This window comes from Saccharothrix sp., assembly GCF_031180885.1.
Classification (GTDB): Bacteria; Actinomycetota; Actinomycetes; order Mycobacteriales; family Pseudonocardiaceae; genus Actinosynnema.
Map to the genome: position 1 here is coordinate 385,141 of NZ_JAPSLK010000002.1, position 26,482 is coordinate 411,622.

The 26,482-nt window shown below is 72.0% G+C and carries 17 protein-coding genes; 4 read left to right on the plus strand and 13 right to left on the minus strand.

Features of this window, described 5'->3' with window-relative positions; genetic code table 11:
• The first annotated feature begins 38 nt into the window (after positions 1–38).
• The gene (locus RIN75_RS05900; protein WP_309110740.1) at positions 39–1,544 is read left to right on the plus strand and encodes an NAD(P)/FAD-dependent oxidoreductase; all 1,506 of its coding nucleotides are present in this window, start codon (positions 39–41) and stop codon (positions 1,542–1,544) included.
• Here the strand turns inward: RIN75_RS05900 and RIN75_RS05905 are convergent.
• From RIN75_RS05905 to RIN75_RS05920, 4 genes are all read right to left on the minus strand, one after another.
• Complete coding sequence (locus RIN75_RS05905) at positions 1,541–2,200, minus strand: lytic polysaccharide monooxygenase (RefSeq protein WP_309110741.1); 660 nt, start codon at positions 2,198–2,200, stop codon at positions 1,541–1,543. The genes RIN75_RS05900 and RIN75_RS05905 overlap by 4 nt on opposite strands.
• A gap of 122 nt (positions 2,201–2,322) precedes the next feature.
• Positions 2,323–2,889: a hypothetical protein gene (locus RIN75_RS05910; RefSeq protein WP_309110742.1), complete on the minus strand. Its 567-nt coding sequence runs from the start codon at positions 2,887–2,889 to the stop codon at positions 2,323–2,325.
• 61 nt (positions 2,890–2,950) lie between these two features.
• Positions 2,951–4,885: a VWA domain-containing protein gene (locus tag RIN75_RS05915; protein WP_309110743.1), complete on the minus strand. Its 1,935-nt coding sequence runs from the start codon at positions 4,883–4,885 to the stop codon at positions 2,951–2,953.
• Positions 4,882–6,267 carry a sigma 54-interacting transcriptional regulator gene (locus RIN75_RS05920; protein ID WP_309110744.1) on the minus strand — a complete coding sequence of 462 codons (1,386 nt, stop codon included), beginning with the start codon at positions 6,265–6,267 and terminating at the stop codon, positions 4,882–4,884. Before RIN75_RS05920 ends, RIN75_RS05915 begins: the two co-directional genes overlap by 4 nt.
• 248 nt (positions 6,268–6,515) lie before the next feature.
• Here RIN75_RS05920 and RIN75_RS05925 point away from each other — a divergent pair, with 248 nt between their 5' ends.
• Positions 6,516–12,032: a hypothetical protein gene (locus RIN75_RS05925; RefSeq protein ID WP_309110745.1), complete on the plus strand. Its 5,517-nt coding sequence runs from the start codon at positions 6,516–6,518 to the stop codon at positions 12,030–12,032.
• The gene (locus tag RIN75_RS05930) at positions 12,029–13,366 is read left to right on the plus strand and encodes a hypothetical protein (RefSeq protein ID WP_309110746.1); all 1,338 of its coding nucleotides are present in this window, start codon (positions 12,029–12,031) and stop codon (positions 13,364–13,366) included. The genes RIN75_RS05925 and RIN75_RS05930 overlap by 4 nt, the downstream gene beginning before the upstream one ends.
• 11 nt (positions 13,367–13,377) lie before the next feature.
• On the opposite strand, the gene RIN75_RS05935 is transcribed toward RIN75_RS05930, so the two are convergent.
• From RIN75_RS05935 to fabG, 7 genes are all read right to left on the minus strand, one after another.
• Entirely contained in the window at positions 13,378–13,833 is a 456-nt protein-coding gene (locus tag RIN75_RS05935; RefSeq protein ID WP_309110747.1) for a hypothetical protein, read from the minus strand.
• Between the two features lie 66 nt (positions 13,834–13,899).
• The gene (locus tag RIN75_RS05940; protein ID WP_309110748.1) at positions 13,900–15,714 is read right to left on the minus strand and encodes a glycoside hydrolase family 6 protein; all 1,815 of its coding nucleotides are present in this window, start codon (positions 15,712–15,714) and stop codon (positions 13,900–13,902) included.
• A gap of 279 nt (positions 15,715–15,993) precedes the next feature.
• A complete protein-coding gene (locus tag RIN75_RS05945; protein ID WP_375295920.1) occupies positions 15,994–16,770 on the minus strand; it encodes a hypothetical protein in 777 nt (258 codons plus the stop codon).
• A gap of 70 nt (positions 16,771–16,840) precedes the next feature.
• On the minus strand, positions 16,841–17,335 hold the full coding sequence (locus RIN75_RS05950; protein ID WP_309110750.1) for a YcxB family protein: 495 nt from the start codon (positions 17,333–17,335) through the stop codon (positions 16,841–16,843).
• A complete protein-coding gene (locus tag RIN75_RS05955) occupies positions 17,332–18,348 on the minus strand; it encodes a ferrochelatase (RefSeq protein WP_309110751.1) in 1,017 nt (338 codons plus the stop codon). The genes RIN75_RS05950 and RIN75_RS05955 overlap by 4 nt, the downstream gene beginning before the upstream one ends.
• 82 nt (positions 18,349–18,430) lie before the next feature.
• The gene (fabI, locus tag RIN75_RS05960) at positions 18,431–19,198 is read right to left on the minus strand and encodes an enoyl-ACP reductase FabI (RefSeq protein WP_309110752.1); all 768 of its coding nucleotides are present in this window, start codon (positions 19,196–19,198) and stop codon (positions 18,431–18,433) included.
• Positions 19,199–19,232: 34 nt separating this feature from the next.
• Entirely contained in the window at positions 19,233–19,937 is a 705-nt protein-coding gene (gene fabG, locus RIN75_RS05965) for a 3-oxoacyl-[acyl-carrier-protein] reductase (RefSeq protein WP_309110753.1), read from the minus strand.
• A gap of 25 nt (positions 19,938–19,962) precedes the next feature.
• Between fabG and RIN75_RS05970 the strand changes: the two genes are divergently transcribed.
• Positions 19,963–22,686, plus strand: a complete 2,724-nt coding sequence (locus RIN75_RS05970) for an FAD-binding and (Fe-S)-binding domain-containing protein (protein ID WP_375295915.1) — start codon at positions 19,963–19,965, stop codon at positions 22,684–22,686.
• Between the two features lies 1 nt (position 22,687).
• Here the strand turns inward: RIN75_RS05970 and RIN75_RS05975 are convergent, their stop codons facing one another.
• Together RIN75_RS05975 and RIN75_RS05980 are read right to left on the minus strand one after the other, a co-directional pair.
• Positions 22,688–23,692, minus strand: coding sequence for a LacI family DNA-binding transcriptional regulator (locus RIN75_RS05975; RefSeq protein WP_309110755.1), 1,005 nt, complete (start codon positions 23,690–23,692; stop codon positions 22,688–22,690).
• The gene (locus RIN75_RS05980) at positions 23,692–26,223 is read right to left on the minus strand and encodes a glycoside hydrolase family 3 C-terminal domain-containing protein (protein WP_309110756.1); all 2,532 of its coding nucleotides are present in this window, start codon (positions 26,221–26,223) and stop codon (positions 23,692–23,694) included. The genes RIN75_RS05975 and RIN75_RS05980 overlap by 1 nt, the downstream gene beginning before the upstream one ends.
• Positions 26,224–26,482 lie beyond the last annotated feature (259 nt).

Genomic DNA, 26,482 nt, shown 5'->3' on the forward strand with positions numbered 1-26,482 from the left:
GTTGACAGACCGCCGGTATCGAAATACCGTCGGTATCCATGACGACGGTGGACGTTCTGGTGGTGGGTGCGGGCGCCTCGGGCATCGGGGCGGCCGTCGAGCTCAAGGAGGCCGGGTTCGACCTGCTCGTCCTGGAGAAGGGCGACTCGGTCGGCGGGACCTGGCGGGACAACACCTACCCGGGCTGCGCGTGCGACATCCCGTCGTCGCTGTACTCGTACTCGTTCGCGCCCAACCCCGACTGGGGGCGGGTGTTCGCCGAGCAGCCCGAGATCCGGGCCTACCTGGAACGGACCTCGGAGCGGTTCGGGGTCACGCCGCTGATCCGGTTCGGCACGACCGTGACCGAGGCGCGCTGGGACGGCGCGCACTGGCAGGTCGCCACCTCGAAGGGCCACTACACGGCCCGGGTCCTGGTCTCCGGCACGGGACCGTGGCACGAACCGCTCCTGCCGGACCTGCCCGGCCTCGCCGACTTCCCCGGCGAGACCTTCCACTCGTCCCGCTGGAACCACGACTACGACCTGACCGGCAAACGGGTCGCGGTCGTCGGCACGGGCGCCAGCGCGATCCAGTTCGTGCCCAAGATCCAACCGAAAGTGGCGGCGCTTCACCTGTTCCAGCGCACCGCGCCCTGGGTGCTGCCCAAGGTCGACCACCGGATGCCGTGGATCGAACGCGCACTCTTCCGGTACCTGCCGATCACCCAGCGGTGGTACCGCAACGCGTTCTACGGCGGGCTGGAGGCATTCAGCTTCGCGTTCCGCCACCCGAAGGTCATGGAATTCATCCAGAAGGCCGGTCTGTGGAACCTGCACCGGTCCGTCAAGGACCCGGAGCTGCGCGCGGCCCTCACCCCGGACTTCGTGCTGGGCTGCAAACGCCTGCTCATGTCCAACACCTACTACCCGGCGCTGACCAGGCCGAACGTCGAAGTCCTCGCCCGGGCCATCGCCCGCGTCGAGGGTCGCGACGTGGTCGCCGAGGACGGCACCCGGCGCGAGGTCGACGCGATCATCTTCGGCACCGGCTTCCACTTCAGCGACCCGCCGGTGGCCAAGCACGTCTACGGCGCGGACGGCCGCAGCCTGGACGAGGTGTGGCAGGGCAGCCCGCAGGCCTACCTCGGCACCGCCGTCCACGGCTTCCCGAACCTGTTCCTGCTGCTCGGCCCCAACCTCGGCACCGGCCACTCGTCGGCGTTCACGATCATCGAGACCCAGTTGCGCTACCTGCTCGACGCGCTGAAGACCATGCGCCGCAACGGGTGGCACAGCGTGGAGGTGCGCCGGCCGGTGCAGGAGGTGTTCAACACCGAGGTCCAGGAAGCCCTGCAGACCACCGTCTACAACGCGGGCGGCTGCATGAGCTACTACATCGACAAGAACGGTCGCAACAGCACGCTGTGGCCGTGGTCGACGGTGCGGATGACCAAGCGCATCAAGGACTTCTCCCCCGCGGACTACCTCACCGCGTCGGCATCGACGTGGCGTCCCACGCGGGTGAGGCCCGGCGCCGGGGTCGACGCCGGGCCGGACCGCTAGCCGAAGTTCACGTCACTGCACCACATGTAGGTCTGGTCCAGGTGCGAGGCCTGCCAGATCGTGAACACCACGTGGCGTCCCCGGTAGCTGCCGTTGGTCTGGACGTTGAACGTGATGTCCTTGGCCGGGGCGTACCTGCCGGTCTGCATGATGAAGTCCAGGTTGCCCCAACCGAGGCGCTGGGTGGTCGGGTCGAACCCGTTCTTGCTGATGTACACCCGGAAGTAGTCCGCGCCGTGGCTGGCCTGGTCGTACAGGTGCATCTGGAAGCTGCTGCCGACGTTGGTCGTCTTCCACGCCCCGGGGGTGTTCAGGGAGTTGTTGCGGGACAGCGCGTTGCTGCAGAGCTGTCCGTCGGGCGTGGAACCCTGGAAGTTGCCGCGCAGACCGTCCCGCAGCGCGCTCATCCAGTTCCACATCGTGTCGGCGTTGGCCTGGAACGCCTGCCAGCACATGGGGTCCTGCTGCTGCATGGCCGGGTTGGTGTGCTGGTTGCCCCAGGTCTTCCAGCACTGGTAGGCGCGGGTCGGCGGACCGACGATCGTGCCGTGGGCCGAGGCGGTCGGGGTCCAGACGAACATGCAGGCGAGCATGCCGACGACCACGGCGATGACGTTGCGCTTGCGGACTGACCTGGAGGAACTGCGCATGCGCATGGAAGAGCCTCCGTTCTCCGAAGGATGCGACGGCGGATCCTGGGAGCGCTCCCGGAGCAGGTTCCAGCCTATCCGTCACAGAACGAAACTTCAACGAAACTTTCCGTGATCGTCCGGACTGTTCAGCGCGTCGGCGTAGCGGGGATCGACTTCGGCACCGGAACGGGGAAGTCGCCCTGCGACACGCGGATGATGTCGCCGTACCGCTCGACCAGCTTGGCGCGGTCGGGGTCACCGGCGACGGTCGTGACGTGCACGCCGGACCCGTCGTGCGCCGGACCCCACGTCGTGAGCTGCACGCCCTGGCTCTTCCAGTGGTCCACGTCGGCGTTGAGCCGCTCCACGACGTCTTCCATCTTCGACAACGGGTACACCGAGTCCTTGAACGTCAGCCGCACGTCGGGCGCGGCCGCACGCGCGGCGTCGTCCAGCGCCTCGTCGGGCACCCGGTACACCACGATCGCGCCGTCCGCACCGTTGACCTCGAGCCCGGAGTAGGTGCCCCGGAACTTCTGCTTCAGCATCGGCTCCAGCGCCTGCGCCGCGGACTGGAGCGCCGGGTCGTTGTCCCGCACGTCCGGCGCGATGGTGGTCGTGGTGGGTGGAGCAGGCGGCGGGGTGCCCTGTTCCGCGCGGGCGCAGCCGCCGAGCGCCACCGCCAGCAGGACCACAGGTACGACCCGGTTCACTTCGATGACCTCCCGTTGTGCCGTCGCCCCCAGGACGGAAGCGACGGCGCACAGGGTTGCATCACCGCCGGCGGCGGGATTTCAGGTAGTCGCTGACCACGGCCGCGCCCAGGCCGTCCTCGCCGGGCGCGACCACGCGGCCACCGCTGCGCCGGGCGACCACGTCCACGAACCGGGCCAGCCTCGGGTCGTCGCCCAGCTTGAACACGGTGATCGCCGCGCCCAGCCGGGCCAGCCCGTCCACCTCGGCGATGGTCTTGGCCAGCGTGCGGGGCTGCGGCGGGTAGTAGAACTCCGCCTCGCCGTCGGCCTCCAAGTGCGCGGTCGGCTCGCCGTCGGTCACCACCAGCACCACGGGCTGCGCGTCGGGGTGGCGGCGGACGTGCCGGGAGGCCAGCAGCAGCGCGTGGTGCAGGTTGGTGCCCTGCTCCCACACGCCTTCCAACGCGGTGAGCTGCCCGATGTCGACGGTCTCGGCGTGCCGGCCGAACGTGATGAGCTGCAACGCGTCCGTGCGGAAGCGGGTGCGGACCAGGTGGTGCAGGGCCAGGGCGGTGCGCTTCATCGGCACCCACCGGCCGTCCTGCACCATCGACCACGACGTGTCCACGCACAGCGCGACCGCCGCCCGCGACCGCTGCTCGGTCTCGCTGATCTCGACGTCGACCACGTCCAGGCTGATCTCGCCGGTCCCGCCGCGCAGCACGGCGTTGGTGACCGTGCGGGGGACGTTCCACGGCTCGGTGTCGCCGAACTGCCACGGCCGGGTGCTGCCGATCAGCTCGCCCGCCGCGCCGGCCCGGGTGTTGTCCCGCTGACCCTGCGCGCGGACGCTGTCGATCACGCCGCGTAGCGCGGTCTCCCCCAAGCGCCGCAACGCTTTCGGGGTCAGTCGCAGGGAGCCGTCCGGGGCGCGTTCGAGGAGGTTCTGCTGCCGCAGCTCGCGTTCCAGCTCGGCCAGCCGCCGCGCGTCGACCCCGGCCTCGTCACCCAGCTGGCGGACCAGGGCTTCGAGGTCGATGTCCTCCAGCCGTGCGCCGGGGTAGGACTGGGCGAGCTGTTCGGCCAGCGCGTCCAGTTCGGCGAGGTCGGCCATGGCCTGCGCACCCTCGCCCAGGCCCAGCGGCTGGTTGCCGCGGAACCGGGCGGAGCCGGTCCAGTCCTCGCCGGGCCGCAGCGCCCGCAACAGCGAGTCCAAAGTGGATAGTTGCCGACCGATGCCGGAGTTGCCGAAAGCCTGCTGCGACAAGGCGCTCAGCTCCTGGCGCTGCTGCTCGGTCATCGAGTTCATCATGCGCTGGGCCGCCGCCGAGCGGGCCGCGAGCGCGTCGATCAGCTCCTCCACGTTGCGCGGGTTCTCCGGGAAGAACTCGCCGTGCTTGCGCATGAAGTCGCGGAACTGCTCGGGGGTGTCCTGGCCCTGGGCGTGGGCGGCGAGGAGTTGGTTGAGGTCGTCGAGCATGTCCTTGATGCGCTCGACGTCCTGCGGCGAGACGTTCTCCATCGCCTGCTTCATGCCCTGGAACCGCTGGTCGAGCAGTTCCTTGCCGAGCAGGTTCTGGATCTGCTCGTAGGACTCGCGGGCCTGCGGGGACCGCCAGTCGTACTCGGCCAGTTCGCGCACGGCCGCCGCGGTGCCCTGCGGCAGCGCGTCGAGCTGCGCCTCGCGGAACCGCGCCTCGTCGTCGGGGTCGGGGAACAACGCGGTCCGTTCGGCGTCCAGCGCCTGGTCGAGCAGCCGCCGGATCTCCTGGAGCGTGCCGTCGAGCCGGTGCCGGCGCTGGATGGACGCCCGGCGCTGCCACAGCCGCGACGTCAGGTCGTCCAGCCCGCGCTGCCCCGGCAGGCCCCGGCGCAGCAGCTCGCGCAGCGCCGACTCCGGGGACGCGCCCTCCATGACCTCGCGGCCGAGTTCGTCCATCGCCGCGCGCAGGTCGGTGGGCGGGGCCAGCGGGTCCGGGCCGTCGACGTACCGGCCGTAGCGGTAACCGGTCATCCGTACACCGTTCGGTCGTCGTCGCTGTCCTTGGACAGCTGACGGGTGAGGTAGAGCGATTCGAGGGCCAGTTCGACGGCCGAGGCGATGCGCCCGACCGGGTCCTTGGGCCCGGCGCCGACGCGCTTGGCCACCTCGTGCAGCAGCGGCAGCTCGGGCAGCGCGGCCAGCAGGTCGCCCGCGTGGACGCGTTCGCCGGTGGCCACCGGGTGCCCGTCGGACACCAGCTCGGCCAACGGCTTCAGGTTCAGCCCGGCGAACGTCGAGCGCGCGGTGTCGGCGATCGAGCGGCGCAGCAGGTGGGTCAGCACCTCGCGTTCGCGCCCCTCCTCGCCGGCCTCGAACTCCAGCTTGCCGCGCAGCACCTCCGGCACCGACTCCAGGTCCACCGGCCGCGCGATGGCAGGCGTTTCCCCGATCAACGCACCGCGCCGCAACGCGCTCGCCGCCACCGTCTCCGCCGCCGCCACCGCGAACCGCGCCGAGACGCCGGAGCGCTGGTCGATCGCGGACGACTCGCGCAGGTGCCGGACGAACCGGGCGATGACCTCCAGCAGGTGGTCGCCGACCTCCGCGACCAGGTCGGCCTCCTGGCGGACCAGGTCGACCTCGGCGGCGATCTCCAGCGGGTAGTGCGTGCGGATCTCGGCGCCGAAGCGGTCCTTGAGCGGGGTGATGATCCGGCCGCGGTTGGTGTAGTCCTCGGGGTTGGCGGTCGCGACCAGGAGGACGTCCAGCGGGAGGCGCAGCGTGTAGCCGCGGATCTGGATGTCGCGCTCCTCCATCACGTTGAGCAGGGAGACCTGGATGCGCTCGGCGAGGTCGGGCAGCTCGTTGACCGCGATGATGCCGCGGTGGCTGCGCGGGAGCAGGCCGTAGTGGATGGTCTCCGGGTCGCCGAGGCTGCGGCCCTGGGCAACCTTGACCGGGTCGACGTCGCCGACCAGGTCGCCGACGCTGGTGTCGGGCGTGGCGAGCTTCTCGGCGAACCGCTCGTCGCGGTGCTTCCAGGCCACCGGGAGGTCGTCGCCCAGTTCCCGCGCGCGGCGCTTGGACTCGGGGGTGATCGGGTCCAGCGGGTGCTCGTTCAGCTCCGCGCCCTCGATCACCGGCGTCCACTCGTCGAGCAGGGTCACCAGGGTGCGCAACAGCCGGGTCTTGCCCTGCCCGCGCTCACCGAGCAGGACCACGTCGTGGCCCGCCAGGATCGCCCTTTCGAGCTGCGGCAGCACGGTCCGCTCGAACCCGACGATGCCGGGCCAGGGGTTCCGCTTCTCCCGCAGCGCCGCCACCAGGTTGTCCCGCAGCTCGACCTTGACACCGCGCGGGGCGTACCCGGCGGCCTTCAGCTCGCCCGCGGTCTTGGGGAGTCCGCTCGTCACCCGTTCGACGCTACGCAAGTCGGCGCGACCGTGTCGACGTGGAGTTCCTCCAGGGAGACCAGTTGTTCGCCGACAGCCGAACGAGCGGGCAGAACGACGGTGCCGAAACGTCGTGGAGCAACAATTTTCCGCATATTTGCGGGATTTGCGTGATTCATTGCGCTGTCCGAGTGAGATATCGGCGTACCGCCTCACAATCGGCCATCGCTCGAAGGAGTTAACCGAGTTCTGGGGTATGAGTACCTCCCGTGACCGCCGATCTGGTCGTGGAACTGCGGAAATGGCTCGCGTCGCTGAACGACGCCGACTTCAGCGTGCTGCTCGCGGTGTGCGACCCGCTCCGCTTCGCCGCGCAGATGCCACCGTCCGCCAAGGACGCCCGGGCGCCGATCCGGCGGGAGATCCTGGCGGCCCGGGCGCACCTCGCGAAAGCGCCGTCGTACGTCCTGGAGGACCTGGCCATCGGCGCGCTGTCACTGGCCACCCGGGTGCTCCTGGCGCAGCGGCGGTTCGACCGGTCCGCGATCGCCGAGCCCGACCTCGACCAACTCCGCGCGATGCTCACGTCGCTGGGAAAGCAGTTCGGTCGGCTGGTGCTGTTCGGTTTGCTGCTCGGCAACGCGCAAGCGACCCCGTTGGCCACCCGGCGCAGGGCGGAACTGGAAGCCGCGCTCATCACCGCGCCGCGCACACCTCCGCTCATCCGCAATGCCGTCCACGACCGGGACAGCGACACCGACGAAGACTCGACAAGGGAATCCATGGAACCCGGGCTTCTCACCGATCCCACGACCGAGCCGTCCGCGAGCGACGAGGTCGACCCGCTCGTGGCCCGGCTCGACGAGGTCCGCGCCCTCGCCGCCGACACGGCCGCGCTGCTGCGCCGGGCCGGGGACGCCGTCGAGACCGGGACGGCCGCACCCGACGGCGTCGACGCGGCGCTGCGGCGGTTCCACGACCGGCGGCGCGAACTGCTCGACGCGGTGGCCGCCGAGATCGAGGTCCCGCCCGATGCCGACTTCACGGCCCTGTCCGACGCCATCACCGAGGCGCGGGCCGCACGCCGACGCGCGGCGGAGGAGCAGGCGGCGCTGTGGGAGGCCGAGTCGGCGCACGCGGCTCGACGTGCCGACCTGGAGCAGCAGCTCGCCGCGGTCGAGTCCATGCTCAGCGCCAACCACGGCGTGGCCTTCGCCTCGCTCAAGTCCGCGCGCGACGAGTTGCTGGCGGCGCTGGGCCGGCTCGAACCGCCGGTCGCCGTTCCCGAGGTCGACCCGGTGCAGGCGCCGGAGACCACCGACGCCGAGCCGGTGCCCGAGACCGCCGACGCCGAGCCGGTGCCCGCGACCGTCGAAGCGGAGCCGGTGCCCGCAACCGTCGAAGCGGTGCCGGCGACCCGACCGGCGGCGCCGCCCCCGCAAGCTGATCCGCCACCGGCCGAGGTCGCCGAGCCGGCCGAGGTCAACGACATGGCGCTCGGGTTCCCGTGGGAGGAGGGCAGTCCGCCGCTGGCGGTCGAGTTGGCCTCGGCCGGTCGGCTCGTCGAGGCCTACTGGGTGACGGCGGTGTCGGCCGAACCGGACCGCCGCACCGCCACGATGCGATTCGCCGCCATGGCGTTCGCCGTCACCAACAACGCCGACGCGACGGCCGTCCTCGCCGGCCTGGACCTCGACGTCCAGGACCTCGTCGGCGATCCCGACGCCACCGCCCTCGCCACGACCGCCGCCCTGCGCGCGGGTCTGCTGGCGGGTTGGGGGCACTCCGTGCTGACCGGCCTGCGCAACGGCCTCGTCCTGCCCGCGCGGTGGGGCGCGCTGGTCGACACCGCCATCGACGCCGTCCGCCGCGGCCTGCCCATCGACGACGGCGCCGGCTCGCTGCTGATCGACTCGCGCTCCGACGAGACCCGCGCGGAACTCGGCCGGCGCGCGCGCAACCTCGCCGAGGAACTGCCCCGCCGCAAGAACCCCTACCAGCGGGCTACCCGCGTGCTCCAGCGGCTGATGCTGCCCGGCCAGCCGCTGTCCACCGCGCTGGACGCGGTCGTGACGTGGTCGGAAGGCGGGGACGGCCGGGCGATCGCCGCCGTCCTCGACCGGTTGACCGCGCACGACGCGGTCCAGACGATGATCGAGGCGGCCGACGCCGCCATGCGCACGCCCAAGCAGGCCAGGGAACCCATCGTGGCCAGCGCCCTGCGCACGCTCGTCCGGGCGATCGACGAGGTCCGGGAGGTGGTGCGCGAGGCGGACGTGGTGAGCAAGCGGCTGACCGCGGCGGAGTCGGACGACCTCAGCCTGGCCGCGCGGCTGTCCCGCGCCCTGGCCGACGTCGAGGGCGAGGAACCCCCGCCCGGCATGGTCGGCGTGGCGATGTCGCTGTTCCGCCAGTGGCTCGCGCGGCCGAAGGACGCCGTCCTCGGCGGGTACGCCCTCGACGGCGACGCGACCTCGGCCGAACCCGGTCCCGACGTCCTGCTCATCCTGCCCGACCTGCCGCGCGACGCCGCGGGCCGGCCCGACCGGGAGGACCCGCGCACCAGCGCCGCGCTGGCCGAACTGGTCCGGCCGCCCGACGTGCCCGGCGCGGTGTCCGCCTACTGCGAGCGCGGCGACCTCCTGCGCGCCCGACGCGTCGTCGACCTCGCCGCGGCCGGCGCCTGGGGCGGGGACGTCGACGTCGAGCCGTTGCGCCAGTTGCTCGACCGCGCGACGGCGTCGTGGGTCAAGCGGCACCGGTCGGACTTCGACCGCGCGAGCGACCTGTTCGCGCGGATCCGCACGCAGAACCTCCTCGACCCGGTCGACGAGACCACCGTCGCGGGCCGCCTCCAGGCACTCGCGACCGTCGAGGACGGCGCGTTCGACGTGGCGGCGAAGAGCCTCGAAGACCTCGCCGGGGAACTGGCCGCCAAGCACGGGTCCCGCATCGACGAGCTGCGTGCCGAGATCACGTCCCTGGACGTCGGTGTCGCGGGCCGCGAACGGATCCTCGCGCTGCTCGCGGACGGCGACACGGTCACGGCGGCCGAGTTCCTCGCGTTCGTGCGGGCGGGCAAGTCGCTGCCCGACCAGGTCACCGACGCGCCCGACGACCTCGGCGCGTTCGCCGACCTGGTGACGGCGGGCGTCGCGCGCGGCGGGCCCGCGCCCGGCGACAGCGCGCAGGCCTGGGCCGAGCTGGCCGCCCGCGGCGCGACGCTGACGCCGCTCGCGACCGCGGGCGTCCACGCGTGGGACTCGCTGAAGAACCCGCAGGGCCTGGCCGGGGACCGGCTGGCGAACTCGGTCCACAGCATCCTCCGGGTGCTCGGCCTGCAGGCCCCGAGCCGGCCGCAGGAGATCGGGCGGGGCACGCGCCAGGGGTTCCGCAGGTTCCGCGTGCAGGGCACGCCGACCGACAGCTCGTACGTCTCGACCCTGGGTTCGGCGGCGAACCAGTACAACGTCGTGGTGATCACCGAGGAGCGCCGGGGTCGGCGGTCGGTGCTCGACGTGCTGGGCATGGAGGACACCGGGCGGGCGAACGTCCTGCTCTACCTGTACGCCATGGACCTCCCGGCGCGGCGCGCGCTCGCGGCGGAGGCCGATCGCGGCTCGGTCCAGGCGCTCGTGGTCGACCCCGCCGTCGTGGGCTGGGTCGCGGCCAACGCCCCGGGTTCCTGGCGCGCCACCCAGCGCGTCACCCTGCCCTGGACGGCGCTCAACCCGTACACGCCGTTCGTCGCCGGCCTGGTGCCGCCGGAGGTGTTCGTCGGCCGCGACCGCGAGATGGCCGAGGTGGTGGACCCGAACGGCGGGCTGTTCATCTACGGCGGTCGCCAGTTGGGCAAGTCGGCGCTGCTGCGGCGGGTGGAGGCGACGTTCAACGAGGGCGGGCTGCGCCACGCCGTGTACCTCGACCTGAAGGGCAAGGGCATCGGGGAAGCCGAACCGGCGTCCCGGATCTGGCGCGAACTCGCGGTCGAGCTGAAGCAGCGCGGCGTGCTGCCCGAGAGCATGTCCCAGGACCCGCCGCCGGACGTGGTGGTCAACCACGTGAAGGCGTGGCTCAACCACAACTCCAACCGGCGGCTGCTGCTGCTCGCGGACGAGGCCGACGCGTTCCTGACCGCCGACTCGCGCGGGGTCAAGTCCGAGGGTGGCGGGGTCGCGCACTTCCCGAACGTGTTGCGGCTCAAGGAACTCATGGAGTCCACCGAACGGCGGTTCAAGATCGTGTTCGCCGGTCTGCACCAGGTGCAGCGGTTCGGCCACCTGTCCAACGTGCCGCTGGTGCACGGCGGACCGGACATCCTCGTCGGCCCGCTGGACCCGGCCGACGCGCGCCGGCTCGTCGTCGCGCCGCTGGCCGCGCTCGGGTACCGGTTCGAGCGGCCGGAACTGGTGTGGCGGCTGCTGTCGGCGACCAACTACCAGGCGAGCCTGATCCAGATCTTCTGCCAGGACCTGGTGCGCACGCTGCACGACCGGGTGGCGCAGTCGCTGGAGCTGCCGGTGCCGATCCGGGAGGCCGACGTCGAGGCGGTGGCGGCCAGCGACCACGTCCGCGCGCGCATCGCCGAACGGCTGCGGATCACGATCAACCTCGAGGACCGGTACCGCGTCCTGACCCTCGTCATCGCGGTGCTCAGCCTCAACGACAGCTTCGGCGCCGACTACGGGCCCGAGGAACTGCTGGAGGAGACGCGCCTGCACTGGGCGGCCGGGTTCGACGACCTCACCGTGTCGCAGGTGCGCATCTACCTGGACGAGATGGTGGGCCTGGGCCTGCTCATCCGGCTGTCCGGCCAGGCCCGCTACGCAGTGCGCAGCCCGAACGTGGTGAACATGCTCGGCACCAAGGCGGACCTGCTGCGGGAACTCGCGGAGACCGACTTCGACCTGCCCTACGAGTACAACCCGCGCGACGCCCGCCGGCTGCTGGGCACCGAACCCTTCAAGCGGCGCAGCCCGCTGACCGACGGGCAGCTGTTCGAGCTGACCGCGGGCGGCGTGACGTCCGTCGTCACCGGCACGGTCGCGTCGGGAGTGGAACGGGTCGCGGACGCGATCAAGGACTACGCCGAACTGCGGGGCAGCAAGGTCGAGGTCTACGCGACGGCCGCCGACATCGCCAAGGCGGTCACCAACGCCGCGCGCCGGAAGAAGGCGACCGTGCTGGTGGCAGACCTGCGCGAGCTGCCGTTCACCGAGGTCAACCAGGTCGTCGCGCGCCTGCTGAAGGAGAAGCCCGCCTCCGCCGTGCTGGTCAAGCCCGAGGTCGCCGACCAGGTGGCGGCCCTGGCGGGGGTCGAGGTGGTGCAGCCGGCGCGGTGGACCTCCAGCAGCCTGCGCAGTTGGCCGGAGTGCCCGTTCGACGTCGTCCAGGCCCGGGTGCGGCTCATCGACGCCACCGGCGGGTGGATCGAACTGGTCGAGGAGGTCATCGCCAACGTGGAGGTGCGGGGCGCGACCCAGGCGCAGGCGCTGGACCGGGTGCTGAAGCTGCAGGCGGACCCGCAGTGGGCCGCCGCGTTCCTCACCCGGACGGAGCTGACGAGCACCGCGCTCGCGCGCGTCGACAAGTGGGCCTCGTACGTGGACCCCGGCGAGCCCCTGCCCCCCGTCGACGTCGCCGCGGCCCTGGACCTGGACCTGGCCACGACCAGTGAGTTCCTCGAGGAGCTGGCCCGGTTCGGCGTGCTCGACGAGGGCGTCGACGGCGTCGCGCTGGACCGGGTGCTGCACCGCTGCACCACCACACTCCGCGACAGCGCATGAACGCGGGCGCGGTGCCGCTGGACTCCCTCCCCGGTCCGGCGCGCCACCTGCGGGCGGTGGCGACGGACCTCGACGACGGGTGGAGCTGCGTCTGGCTGGTCCCCGACGCGCTCGTCGACGCGGGCGACGCCGACGACCTCCTCGGGGTGCTGGAGTCGCGGCCGGACGCCGTCCGGGTGCCCGCGCCCGAGTCCCGCCGCAAGCGCCGCGCGACGCCCAGGTCCTCTCCGGTGGAGGTGCCGGTGGACGTGCCGGCGTGGGCGCGCACGACGCTGGGCGTGTTCGACTGGGACTGGCCGCTGGAGTCGCCGCCGGAGAGCGGTGTGGAGAGCACGTCCACGGTCGCCCAACGGTTGTGGACCGGTTGTATGGGCGAGGAGGAGATGCCCGACGACCCGTTGGGGGAACTCGCCCTGCGGGGCGCGTTGCACGGCCGGGTGATCGTCCTGTGCGCGTGGGAGGAGAACGACCCCGAAGATGTGGGGTCGCTGCTCACGAGGCTCCCCGCCGACGCGAAGCAACGCGGTCTGCCGCCGGGCGAACGGCCCCGGGTCCTGGTCGCCGCCCGCACCGCGGACCTGCCGGTGCGGCTGCTGGACGGCCTGGACCCCGTGACCACCCGCGTGCACTGGTGGTGGGCCGCCTGCGGCCGGCTCGACACCGCCGTCGTCGCGGCCACCGCACGACCGCCCCGCCGGGCTGACTTCGTGCGCGACCTGGTGGCCGCCGAGGTGGTGGTGGAGGTCGCCGGACCGAACCTCGCGCTGGCCGCTTTCCTGGCCACGGGCTGGGACGGCCTGGTGGCCACCCTGCCCGAGCACCTGAAGGCGTTCACGCACGAAGGAGAGGTGGACCTGCCGCGCGACCTGCGGCACGTGCGCGGGAGCCCGGAGCGCCCGCCGGCGGAGCTGCGGCCGGCTTGGAACGCGGGACTCGCGGACTACTGGGACGGTCAACTCCGGCTGACCCCGGTCGGCGGCGCACCCACGCCGGTCGACCTGGCGACCCTGGTGTGGCGCGGGCAGAACCGGGCGCTGACCCCGCTGATCGACGCGCACCGGGCACGTTTGGAGGCCAGGGTCCGTTCGCGGGCCAGCCTCGCGGTGCTGGCCGAGATGTCCCGCGGCACCGCCCCGCCCGGCCATGAAGCGGATCGGCGCACGGTCCTCGAACTGGGCGCGATGGCGTGGGCCGCCCAGACGTCGCGGGTGCGTCTGTCCACAGTGGACAAACAGTTGCTGTTCCGCTTGCGCGACGCCCGGAACGCGCTGGCCCACCTCCGGCCGCTCGACGACGACGAACTGGCCGGGTTGGCGGACGTCCTGCCGCCGTGAAAGCGGTGGTGTCACGGCAGTTGGTCACGAACGGCCGCCCACGCCCGGACCTCGTGCTGGAGGTCGGGGTCTCGGATGTGGTGGGCGATGCGGTCGAGGGCGCCGGTGACGTTCTTGGCGTTGCGGAGGTTTCGGATCTCCTCGATCGGCCGGTCGCGCCAGTTCGCGGCCCGGCGCACCGCTTCCTCGCGGGGTAGCGGAATCAGGGCCAGGCCGCGGCGGGCCAACGTGTCCGGGTCGAGGCGGGCGGGCGGATCTCCGAGAGCTGCGGCGTGGTGGCAGAGGGTGAGGAGGCGGAGAGTGACCTCCCGCTCGTCGAGTCCGCCGGTGTCCAGGGCGATGCCGAGCACGCCGGCGCTGATGTCCGCCCACACCGCCCGCTCGACCGGGTCGCGCTTGGTGTCGTAGATGCGGGTGTTGAACGATTGGACCAGGCCCAGCCACCAGTTCGTGCGGTCGTCGGTCACCCGACCTGTATACAGCCCGTGGGCGGTGCCTGGAGGGCACCGCCCACGGGGGTTCGCGTCAACCCGTCAGGATAGCGGCGGGTAGGCGTTGCGCATCAGCTCCTGGAACTGGGCGGAGAACCAGTGGCCCGAGAGCGGGGCGTCAGGGAGGGCGCCCGACAGGTTGTTGCCGTTGCGGGGGTTGCCGGTGTACGTGGGGTCGCACATCCGGTCGAAGCCCTTGCCCTCGTTGTTCGGGATCTCCTTGCTCGCGCCGTCGGACTCGCCCGGCGGCTTGATCCAGACGTAGGCGTCGATGTTGGGCTTGGGCGCGGCCTTCGGGCGCTCGCCGAGACCCGCACCGCTCTGGTTGCACCAGTTGCCCTTCTGGATGCGGCGGTCGATGCGGGACTGGTCGACGTACTCGGCCGCGTTGGTCGAGGTCGACTTGCCGGTCGGGCGGTTCGCGCCGCCCCAGCCGTTGCGGGACGTGTCGATCAGCATGCCGATGCCGCTGTCGAAGCCCTGCTTGACCAGTTCGGCCCGGAACGCCGTGGCGAAGCCCAATTCACCGTTGAAGTCGTTCCAGTCGACCCACTTCGAGGCCTGCTTCACCGGCTGGCCGCCGACCACGTCGTCCACCGTCCAGTACGGCTCCTCCAGCGCGGAGTAGTTCGCCGTGTTGGTGATGAAGCCGTGCACGTCGGCCTTGGTCGCGCCCTCGCGGCCCAGGATCGTCGCCATCATCTTCGCCGAGGCGTAGAAGTTGTCGTACTCGGGAACCGTGTCGCCCCAACCGATCCAGCCGTGGTGGCCGGAGTCCAGGTAGTTGTAGACGTTCGGGATGTCGCCGAGCTTGGACACCGCGTACGCCACGCCGTTCTGGTAGTTCTGGTTCGCCTTCATCACGTCGCACTGCGGCGTGGCCGTCGCGCGCGGCGTGACGTTGGTGACCAGGTTGGGCAGCGAGTCGATCTCGATGACCGCCACGATCCGCAGCCGCGCGTACTCCGGCCGGGCCAGGATGCCCGCGATCTTGTCGATGTACTCGGCCTTGTAGCGCGGCAACTCGTCGGGCTTGAGTTCGCCGTTGGACGCCAGCGCCGCGCAGTCGCGGCCCGGCAGGTTGTAGATGACGACCTGGAAGACCAGCTCACCGGTGGGCGACGCGGCGCGCTGGCGCTCCGCCTCGTTCAGGTGGTCGGCCAGGCCCATGCTGCCGGTGGTCGGCGAACCGTTGCCGTCGATCGCGCTGATCCGGTCCATCCAGACGCCGGTCGGCTGGTTGGCGATCCGCGAACCACCCGGCTCGGCGGCGGCCTGCCGCTGCCACTGCGGGTTGACGTACACGCCGGCGCCCACGTACGGGTTGTCCACCCGCGTCCCCGGGTTCGGGTTCGTGGTGGTCGTGGTGGTGCTCGTGGTGGTCGTCGTGGTGGTGGTGGTGGTCGTGGTCGTTGTCGTCACCGTGCCGGTGCAGACCGTCCCGTTCAGCCGGAACTGGGTCGGCTTCGGGTTCGAGCCGGTCCAGGAGCCGTTGAAGCCGGGCGTGACCGAAGCGCCGGTGCCCAACGTCGCCGACCACTCCGGGTTGCGGACCGTCACCTTCGTGCCGGACTGGCTGAACCGACCGTTCCACCCCTGCTGGACCGTCTGCCCCGCGGCGAAGTCCCAGTCCAACGTCCAGCCACCGGAGATCGCGTCCCCGAGGTTGGTGACCGTGACATTGGCCCCGAAACCGCCCTGCCACTGGCTCGTGATGGTGTAGTCGACCCGACAGCCGGGAGCGGCGCTGGCCGTGGTGCCTCCAACCACGACCGCCGCCGCCGACAGCGCGGTCACCGACACCACCGCCATCGCTCCGGCCGCCTTGCGGGACCGGAGGAATGTGCGCGGACTCATGCATCGCCTCCTTGCGAGCAAATCGTCGTCTGGGAACGCTCCCAGATGGGTCGTGGGCTCAACGGTGAGCCGGAACCGGGGATTGGGGACTGGGAGCGCTCCCAGACGTACCGTAACCCACGACACATCACGTTGACGAGGGGTTCATTCACAGTCCGTGCGCGACCGTTCCGATTCCGAGCCCGCGACCAGCCGTTATTCGCACACAGTTGTACGAATGTCGAATTGAGGCACCGAAATGGGCCGCAACCGAAAAGACGAAGGAAACGCGCGAAAGGCCTAGTGCCGTCCGGCCGCTTGGTCGGACAGCACCCGCACCGCCTCGTCGACCGCCGCGAGCCGCGCCCGGCGGACCGCGTCGGACAACGGGCGCAGGGCCTCGGCGCGGGCGGTTTGGGCGGAGGCGGACATGGCGCCGCCGGGGGCGTCGGAGGCGGCGACCTGGAGGATCGCGGCGACCTCGGCGGCCCGTTGGAGGACCCGCAGTGCGCGCGGTGGCATGCCGGTGGGCCAGCGGAGTTTGGTGTGCAGGTTGGACAGTTCCGCGATCTCCTCGCGGACGTTCGGGCGGTGGCGGGCCACGTCGAGGGTGACCAGGGCGGTGGCCGCCTCGCGCATCGCGGACGCCAGGCCGTGCTCCGCCTCGCCGATCGGCACGTGCTCGGCCGGGGTCACGGTGGGCAGGTCGAACACCGTCCAGCGCAGCACGCCCTCGGCCACCAGGCGCGGCACCAGGCCGACGCCGACCTCCGGCAGCACGACCGCCTGTCCCGCGCGCACCGCGCTCGCGCTCAACGGGCCGCGCCCGCCCAGCCCCCGGACGTCACCGGCGACCGGCAGCACGAGCCGCGCCGAACCGGCCGACGCCCGGCGCAGGGCGGCGAGCAGCAGGGCCGCGCCCACCGGGGTCTCGTCCGGGCCCGGCAGGTCGAGGGCGGTGGCGGTGCCGTCGTCGTCGGCGACCACCTCGTGCAGCTCCGCCCAGAACCCCAGGGCGTCCAGGACGTCGTCGGCCGCCGCCGCTCCGTTCAACCAGGCGGACGTCCACACGACCATCGTCGCACTCGCACAGGACACGGCATCCAACACTACGCGCGCGCCCCGACAGTCCAGAGGGCCGGCCACCTCAGGCGACTGGGCCGACGTGTTCCACCAGCAGGGTTCGGAAGCGGTCCACGTCGTCCGAACCGGTGAACGCGCGGTGCGGCACCGCGTACATGGCGGTCGTCGCCGTCTTCAGCACGAACACGCCGCCGGTCTCAGACCAGCCCGGCAGGTCCGACCAGTCCAGCTCACTGCGCGCCGCCTCACCGACCGACATGCGCAACGAATGCGCGTCCGCCGAACCGGTGACGGTCTTCGCCGCGAGTGGGTGGTTGTGGAAGTTGACGGCGGTGCCGATGGGGACCAGTGCGATGATGATCACAGCCAGCGCCAGGCCGAAGACCCCGGCCCACGTCATGCCCATGAACAGCACCACGACGCCGAACACGCCCAGCGCCAACCCGAACCACGGCGCCCACCGGTACAGCGGAACGGCGGTGCGCAGCGCCTGTCGCCAATCCGACGGACGCGGCGACCACGTGAAGTCCACACTGGTCGCGCCAGTCTCCGCGCTCACCGCGCCGGCCTCTTCGCGGGCTCGCAGCACAGCGGCGCGCACGGCTCACCGTTCACCGTGCACCCGGCGGCGGTGAAGGACGAAAGCTTGCGTGCCGGAGCACCGGACGTCATCTCGGCCACCAACTCCGCGACAAGCGAAGCGAACCGGGGATCACCGTTGGGCGTGGCCGCGCGCGCGAAGCCCATCCCCAACTCGGCGGCGCGGTCCCGCGCCTCGGTGTCCAGGTCCCACACCACTTCCAGGTGGTCGCTGACGAACCCGATGGGACACACGACGACGTTCCGCACACCGCGCCCGTGCAACGCCTCGATGTGGTCGACGATGTCCGGCTCCAGCCACGGGATCCGCGGCGGCCCGGACCGCGACTGCCACACCACGTCGTACTCGGCGATCGACAGCGCCGAAGCCACCAGCCTCGACGCCTCCTCCACCTGCCGCGAGTACCGGTGCCCGCCCTCGGAAGGCGGCCCCGCGGCCTTGTCGGCCGACACCGGCACCGAGTGCGCGGTGAACACCAACCGGTAGTCGTCGAACGCCTCACCCGCGACCCGGACCGCCTCCGCGAACGACTCGACGAACAGCGGGTGGTCGAAGAACTGCCGCAGCTTCACCAGTTCGGGCGCGTCCGGCACGGCGGCGCGGGCCCGCAGGATGTCCTCGTCGTACTGCCGGCACGCGGAGTAGCCGCCATAAGCACTGGTCGGGAACACCAGCGCGCGCCGCACCCCGGCGGCCTTCATCTCGGCGAGGGTGTCCTCGACCATCGGGTGCCAGTTGCGGTTGCCGAAGTAGATCGGCAGGTCCACCAGCGGCTCGACGGCGGCGATGGCCTCGCGGTTGAGCGCGTTGATCGGCGACACCCCGCCGAAGTGCAGGTAGTGCTGCTCGACCTCGTCCAGCCGTTCAGGCGGGACACCACGGCCCCGCGTCACGTTCTCCAGGAAGGGCCGGACGTCCTCAGGCCCTTCCGGTCCCCCGAAGGACAGCCAGAGCAGCGCGTCGTAACTCACGGGCCCCATCCTCGCGCTGCCCGCTGAACGACGCACAACCGGGTCGGCGTGATCAACCGCACGCCGACCCGGTCGGGCCGAACTACAGCCCGAGGAAGTGCACGCCGCCGTCCACGAAGACCATGGAGCCCGTGGTGGCCGGGAACCAGTCGGACAGCAGGCCGCACACGGACTGGGCGACCGGGGTCGGGTCGTTGACGTCCCAGCCCAGCGGGGCCTTCTCGCCCCACATCGCCTCCAGGTCCGCGAAGCCCGGGATGGACTTCGCCGCCATCGTGCGCACCGGGCCGGCCGAGACCAGGTTGACCCGGATGCCCTGCGGACCGAGGTCGCGGGCCAGGTAGCGGTTGATGGACTCGAACGCCGCCTTCGCCGCGCCCATCCAGTTGTAGGCGGGCCACGCCTGGCGGGCGTCGAAGTCCAGGCCGACGACCGACGCGCCCCGGCCCAGCAGCGGCAGGGTGGCCTGGACCAGGGACTTGTACGAGTACGCCGAGACGTGCATCGCGGTGGCGACGTCCTCCCACGGCGCGTCCATGAACGGCGCGCCCAGGCACGACGGCGGGGCGTAGCCGATGGCGTGCACGACGCCGTCGAGGCCGTCCACGTGCTCGCGGACCCGGTCGGCCAGCGTGTCCAGGTGCTCCTGGTTCTGCACGTCCAGTTCGACCACGGGCGCGGGCTGCGGCAGCCGCTTCGCGATCCGCTCCACCAGGCTCAGCCGGCCGAAACCGGTGAGCACCACCTGGGCGCCCTGCTCCTGGGCGACCTTGGCCACGTGGAAGGCGATCGACGCGTCGGTGATCACCCCGGTGACCAGCAGCCGCTTGCCTTCGAGCAGACCCGTCACGTGTGTTTCCTCCGAGAGTTGGTGATGAGGGGGTTCAGTGGCCCATGCCGAGGCCGCCGTCGACCGGCAGCACCGCGCCGGTGATGTAGGCGGCGGCGTCGGAGGCCAGGAAGGTGACGGCGGACGCGATCTCCTCGGTGGTGCCGTACCGGCCGGCGGGCACCTGGGCGAGGATCTGCTTGCGGCGCTCCTCGGGCAGCGCGTCGGTCATGTCCGTGGTGATGAAGCCGGGCGCGACGACGTTCGCGGTGATGTTGCGCGATCCCAGTTCGCGGGCGATCGAACGGGCCACGCCCACCAGACCGGCCTTGCTGGCCGCGTAGTTGACCTGGCCGGCGCTGCCCATCAGGCCGACCACGGACGAGATGAACACGATCCGGCCGTAGCGCTTGCGCAACATGCCCTTGGACGCGCGCTGCGCCACCCGGAACGCGCCGGTCAGGTTGGCGTCCAGGACGCGGGTGAACTGCTCGTCGGTCATCCGCAGCAGCAGGGTGTCGTCGGTGATGCCGGCGTTGGCGATCAGCACCTCGACCGGGCCGTGCGCGGCCTCGACCTCGGCGAACGCGGCGTCCACCTCGGCGGCGCTGGTGACGTCGCACTTGACGCCCAGCAGGCCCTCGGGCGAGCCCGAGCCCCGGTGGGTCACCGCGACCTTGTCCCCCTGTGCGGCGAACGCCTGCGCGATCGCCAGACCGATGCCCCGGTTGCCGCCGGTGACCAGTACGGACCTCGACACGCCCTGCTCCCATCGCTGCTGGTTGATGCGGGGCGAGGCTATCTCCTACCGCCAGGTACGCCACCACGGGCCGGGGTGGATCACAATCGGCCGGGTGACCGGATTCGTGGAACAACTGCGCGCCGCCGTCGACGGCGACGTCCTCGCCGACCCCGCCAGCCGCGCGCTGTACTCGGTGGACGCCTCCAACTACCGGCACGTGCCGCGGGTCGTCGTGCGGCCCCGGTCGGTGGACGACGCGATCGCGGCGGTCGCGGTGGCGGCGGAGTTCGACGTGCCGATCACGAACCGTGGCGCGGGGACGTCCGTCGCGGGCAACTCGGCCGGGTCGGGCCTGGTCGTCGACTTCTCCCGGTACCTCGACCGGGTGATCTCGATCGACCCCGAGACCAGGACTGCCGTCGTGCAGCCCGGTGTGGTGCTGGACCGGCTCAACGACGCCGCCCGCCCGCACGGCCTGGTGTTCGGGCCGGACCCGTCCACGCACTCGCGGTGCACGGTCGGCGGCATGATCGGCAACGACGCGTGCGGCGCGCACTCGGTGGCGTGGGGCAAGACCAGCGACAACGTGCACGCGCTGGACGTCCTGCTGCCCGACGGCCGCCGCTTCGACACCCGCACGCCACCCGCCCTCGACCTGCCCGACGCCGACCCGTCGTGGTTCCCGGCGCTGGACCGGCGCGTCTCGGGCTACCGGCTGGACGCCCTGCCCGACCTGGCCCGCGCGCTGGTCGGCACCGAGGGCACGTGCGTGACCGTGCTGGGAGCGACGCTGAAGCTCGTCGAGGCCCCGAAGCGCCGGGTGCTGGCCGTCCTGGGCTTCGACGGCCCGTACGACGCCGCCGACCACGCCCCGCTCGTGCGCGACCTGCCCGTGCTGGCCGTCGAGGGCATCGACGTCAAGCTCGCCGAGTCGGCGGGCGACTCCCGGCTGCTGCTGCCGCGCGGCGTGAGCTGGCTGTTCGTGGAGACCGCCGACGAGGACACCGCGCACGCGGCGGCGGCGCTGGCCCCGCACTCGGTGGTGGTGACCGACCCGGCGCGGCAACGGGCGCTGTGGCGGGTGCGGGAGGACGGCGCGGGCCTGGCGACCCGGATGGCCGACGGCGGCGAGGCGTGGTCGGGGTGGGAGGACGCGGCGGTCCCGCCCGCGAAGCTCGGCGCGTACCTGCGCGAGTTCGACGCCCTGCTGGCTGGCCACGGCCGGCGCGGCGTGACCTACGGGCACTTCGGCGAGGGCTGCCTGCACGTGCGCATCGACTTCGACCTGCGCAGCGGCTACCGGGAGTTCCTGGAGGCCGCGGCGGACCTCGTCGTGGCGCACGGCGGGTCGCTGTCCGGCGAGCACGGCGACGGCCAGGCCCGGTCCGAGCTGCTGACCAGGATGTACCCGAAGGCGGCGATCGAGGCGTTCGGCCGGTTCAAGCGCGCGTTCGACCCGGACAACCGGATGAACCCGGGCCGCATCGTGGACCCGCTGCCGCTGGACGCCGACCTGCGCGTGGTGGTCGCGCCCCCGGTGATCCCGACCCGGGCGGCGCTCGCCCTGCACGCCGACGGGGGCGACCTGGCGGCGGCGACCCGGCGGTGCGTGGGCGTCGGCAAGTGCCTGAACACCTCCGGCGGCGTGATGTGCCCGAGCTACCGGGTGACCCGCGAGGAGAAGCACTCGACGCGCGGCCGGGCGCGGTTGCTGTTCGAGATGCTGGGCGGCCAGGTGGTGCGCGACGGCTGGCGCTCCACCGAGGTGCGGGACGCGCTGGACCTGTGCCTGGGCTGCAAGGGCTGCAAGCGGGACTGCCCGGTGGACGTGGACATGGCCACCTACAAGGCGGAGTTCCTGCACCACCACTACCGGAGGCGGGCGCGGCCGTTGTCGCACTACTCGATGGGCTGGCTGCCGCTGTGGCTGCGGATGGGCCTGGTCAACCGGGTGACGTCCCGGTTCGCCCGGTTCGCCGGCGTCGCGGCCGAACGCCCGCTGCCCACGCCCGCCCACCGCACGTTCCAGCGGTCTTTCCGGCCGGAAGCCGGAGATGACCGGGTGTTGCTGTTCCCGGACACGTTCACCAACTACTTCGAGCCGGGGATCGGGCACGACGCGACGGCTGTGCTGCGGCACGTCGGCCAGGCCGTGGAGGTGCCACGGCAGGCCGTGTGCTGCGGGCTCACGTGGTTCTCCACCGGGCAGCTCGACATGGCCCGCCGGACGATCAAGCGGACCGCCCGCGTGCTGCGCCCGTGGACCAGCGCGAACGTGCCGGTGGTCGGGCTGGAGCCGAGCTGCACCGCGTTCCTGCGCTCCGACGCGCTGGAGGTGGCCGGCGACGACCCGGACGTCAAGCTCCTGGCGGAGTCCGTGCGCACGTTCGCCGAACACGTCTCACCCCTGCTGGAACCCTTGCCCGCCAACGGTTCCGCCGTCGTGCAGCCGCACTGCCACCAGTACGCCGAGTCCGGCACTGCGGCCGACCGGGAGTTGCTGGAACGGGCCGGGGTGACCGCGTCGATGGTGTCCGGCTGCTGCGGCCTGGCGGGCAACTTCGGTTTCGAGAAGGGCCACTACGAGGTGTCGATGGCCGTGGCCGAGCTGGAACTCCTGCCCGCCGTCCGCGCCGCCGCCGAAGGCACCGCCGTGGTCGCCGACGGTTTCAGCTGCCGCACCCAGGTGCGCCAGGCGTCCACCGCGAAACCGGTCCACACCGCGAGCCTGGTGGCGCGGGCGTTGGGGGTGAATCCAGACCGCTGACTCAGGCGCGCGACCGGGTGCTGTCGCGGTCGGTCAGCCGGGGCGGCAGCAGGGTCAACGCCGGCGTCGGCGCACGGTTCAGCTTGGCCATCAACAACGCCACCGCGTGGTGCCCCAACTGCTCCGCCGGCACGTGCACCGAGGTCAGCGCCGGGTTCAGGCGTTCGGCCTGGTCGTCCGGGCAGATCGCGACCAGGGCCATGTCGTCGGGCACCCGCCGCCCCAGCACGCGCAGCACCTCCACCACCGACCCCAACGCGGCCTCGTTGTGCACCACCAGCCCGGTGAGCTGCGGGTGGCGTTCCAGCAGGCCGGACACGGTCCGGTGCACCGACTCGTGGTCGGCGTCCGTCGGCACGGTCGTCGAGGACACGCCCCGCCGCATCGCCGCCGCGCTGAAACCGGCCATGGTGCGGTGGGCGTAGCCGGTGTCGCGCTGGTACACCGCGCGCGGTGCGCCGATCAGGGCCACCGAGGTGTGGCCGAGGTCGGCCAGGTGGTCCACGCACCGGGCACCCGCCTCGGCGAAGTCCAGGTCCACGCAGGTCAGCCGGGCCGCGTCGGCGGGGAAGCCGATGAGCACCGACGGCCGGTCCAGCTCCCGCAACACCGGCACGCGCTCGTCGTGCATCTCGACGTCCATCACGAGCAAGCCGTCCACCTGCGCGCTGCCCGCCACCCTCCGGAGACCCGCCGCGCCCTGGTCGGCGGTCACCAGCAGCACGTCGTGCTCGTGGCGGCGGGCGGCCGAGGCCACGGCGACCACGAACTGCATCATCACCGGCATGTGCATGCCCTCGCGCATCGGCAGCACCAGCGCCAGCACGTTCGCCCGGTTGCTGGCCAGGGACCGCGCGCCGGCGTGCGGGTGGTAGCCCAGCGCCCGCACGCTCGCCTCGACGCGCGCCTTGGTGGCCTGCGAGATCGACCGGCGGCCGGTCAACGCGTAGGACACCGTGCTGGGCGCGACACCCGCGTGCCGCGCCACGTCGGCGATCGTGACCATCAGCCCACCTCCGCCACGCGCACGCCCGCGCGCTCCGCCGTCACCGTCAACACCCCGTCCGCCAAGTCCACCCGTGTGCCCGCCGGTGCCGTCCGGTGCTCGGGGGTGACGTCGTGGAAGGAGATCCACGCGCCCGCGTCGGTGAACACCACCGTGTCGTCCACCAGCCGGACGCCCTCGCAGTCGTCGAAGTCCACCGCCCGCAGCACGCCCGAGCGCGGCCCGATCAGCTCGCCGGGCACGTCCACCACCAGGCGCGCCCGGATGTCCCGTGAAGAAGCGCCGACCAGCAGTTCGTACTGCCCGGCCTCCACCACCCGCCGCCCGGACACCACGTCCCAGTGCCACAGGTGCGCCACCGGCAGCTCCACGACCCGCCGCTCCCCCGGTTCCAGGTGCACCCGCCGGAAGGACTGGAGCCGGCGCAACGGCTGCCGCACCCGTGACTCCAACGCGGTCGAGTAGAGCTGCACGACCTCCGCGCCCGGCACGCGACCGTTATTGGTCACGCCGACCGCGGCCACACCGTCCGTCCACTGGAGACTGTCGTACTCGAACGTCGTGTAGCTCAGGCCGTGCCCGAACGGGAACAGCGGCTCGCCCTCGAAGTACAGGTAGGTGCCGCGGGCCCGGATGATGTCGTAGTCGAACAGGTCCGGCAGCTGCTCCTCGGACGCGTACCAGGTCTGCGTCAGCCGCCCGGCGGGCGAGAACGCGCCCATCAGCGCCTCGGCCACGGCCCGGCCCTGCTCCTGCCCGCCGTGCGCCGTCCACACCACCGCCGGCACGTCCACGTCCAGCGCGTACGGGTAGCTGCTCACCACCACCAGCACGGTGCGCGGGTTGGCGGCGAGCACGGCCCGCACCAGTTCGGCCTGCGGGAGACCCAGCCCTGCCCGGTCCTGGGTCTCCCGGCCGTTGATGTGCGGGTCGTTGCCCACCACCACGACCGCCGCGTCGGCTTCGGCCGCCACCTCCGCCGCCGCGGCGATCCCGTCCACCACCGGCTCGACGGTGAACACCTCGGTTTCGGTGCCCTGCACGGCGTTGCGCAGCACGACACCACCGTCTTGAGCGCGCGGCTCGAACAGCTCGCGCACGTCCCACCCGCCCGGCGTGTCCGCCTGGGCCACCAGTTCGCCGTCCTCGGACACCCCGAGGTACTTGGCCGTCACGGCGTCCCGCAGCGTCCACACGCCGTCGCCCCAGTCGAAGAGGTCGAACCCGGCCCGCTCCCCCAGGCCCACGACCCCGTCCCGCACGCCCAGGTACCGGCCGTCCGCCGCGCGCAGCGCCACCCGGTCGACCCCTTCGGCGTAGGACACCGGCCCGTACTCCGACAGTCCACTCAGGACGGTCTGCGCGTACGGCAGGGTGCCGCTGTACCAGTCCTGGAACACCACGTCCGCGTGGGTCCCGACCACCGCGAGCTTCGCGCCCGGCCGCAGCGGCAGCAGGAAGTTGTCCCGCAGCATCGAGTCGTGGTCGGACAGGCAGTCGTTGCGCAGCAGCACCACCGCCTGCCGCGCCGCCTCCAGCGCCAGCTCGCCGTGCGTGCCGATCACGTCGGACGTGATGGCGGCGTAGGGGTTGTCCTCGGGCGGGTCGAACTCGCCGAGCCGGAACCGCAGCGCCAGCACCCGACCCACGGCCCGGTCGACCACGTCCCAGGTGAGCAGCCCGTCCTTCAACGCGGTCTGGACGCTCTCGATCGTCAGGGTCGGGTCGGCGTCCTGGTCGGTGAAGCTGTCCAGCCCGGCGTTGAGCGCGGCGGCGTGCCCCTCCGCCTGGGTGGGCAGGAACCCTTGCAGGCCCGCGATGTTCGACGGCGCGTAGGCGTCGCTGACCACCGCCACGTCCGGCGGCAGCAAGCCCAGCAACGGGCTCACGTGCGCGGGACGGCCGTTGACCAGGTTGTAGGACGGCATCACGGCCACCGCGGCCGCCAGCGGCCCCAGGAAGCACGGCAGCTCGTACTCGTGCAGCACCCTGGGCCGCAGGTCCGACGACGTGACGCAGCGGTCGGTCTCGTTGTTGTAGCCCAGGAAGTGCTTCAGCGTCGGCGCGGTGCGCAGGTAGCGCGGGTGGCCGCCGCGCAGCCCGGACGCGTACGCGGTGGCCAGCTCCGAGGTGAGCACCGGGTCTTCGGAGTAGCCCTCCTCGTTGCGGCCCCAGCGCGGGTCGCGCAGCGGGTTCACCACGGGCGCCCACACGTTGAGGCCGTGCGCCACCGGGTCGAGGTGGTGGAAGCCGCGTGCCTCCGTGCCGACCGCCTCGCCCACGGCGTGCACAAGCTCGGGGTTCCAGGAGGAAGCCAGTCCGATCGCCTGCGGGAACACGGTGGCCTCGCCCAGCCACGCCACACCGTGCAGGACTTCGGTCCCGGTGCGGAATTCCGCAACGCCCAACCGGGGCACCGCGGGTTGCCGCTGGTGCAGCATCGCCACCTTTTCCTCCTCGGTGAGCCGGCCCAGCAGGTCGGCCACGCGGGAGGACACCGGCAACGCCGGGTCGCGGAACGGGGGTTTCACCGGATGCACCTCGCGCGCACGTCGAACACTTCGAACGGACTGCTGGGTGAATCGAACCGTTTCGATTCGTCGACCGGGGAACAACCGCCCGATCACCTGCGGAGGAAGTAACGGAAATGTGGCACAGGCCGCACTGCGGCGTCAACACCCCGTGCGGTTTCGAACAATTCGATTCGAACGCGTTCGACACCATTCACAATTGGCGTTCGAAGGCACGCCGAACGCCCCTCGCACCACGGTGTGCGAGGGGCGACGGCGA

Bases quoted from the DNA above. Each gene is read 5' to 3' on its own strand.
- RIN75_RS05900 (WP_309110740.1), top strand. From the start codon at position 39: ATGACGACGGTGGACGTTCTGGTGGTGGGTGCGGGCGCCTCGGGCATC.
- RIN75_RS05905 (WP_309110741.1), bottom strand. From the start codon at position 2,200: ATGCGCATGCGCAGTTCCTCCAGGTCAGTCCGCAAGCGCAACGTCATC.
- RIN75_RS05915 (WP_309110743.1), bottom strand. From the start codon at position 4,885: ATGACCGGTTACCGCTACGGCCGGTACGTCGACGGCCCGGACCCGCTG.
- RIN75_RS05930 (WP_309110746.1), top strand. From the start codon at position 12,029: ATGAACGCGGGCGCGGTGCCGCTGGACTCCCTCCCCGGTCCGGCGCGC.
- RIN75_RS05940 (WP_309110748.1), bottom strand. From the start codon at position 15,714: ATGAGTCCGCGCACATTCCTCCGGTCCCGCAAGGCGGCCGGAGCGATG.
- RIN75_RS05945 (WP_375295920.1), bottom strand. From the start codon at position 16,770: ATGGTCGTGTGGACGTCCGCCTGGTTGAACGGAGCGGCGGCGGCCGAC.
- RIN75_RS05970 (WP_375295915.1), top strand. From the start codon at position 19,963: ATGCGGGGCGAGGCTATCTCCTACCGCCAGGTACGCCACCACGGGCCG.
- RIN75_RS05975 (WP_309110755.1), bottom strand. From the start codon at position 23,692: ATGGTCACGATCGCCGACGTGGCGCGGCACGCGGGTGTCGCGCCCAGC.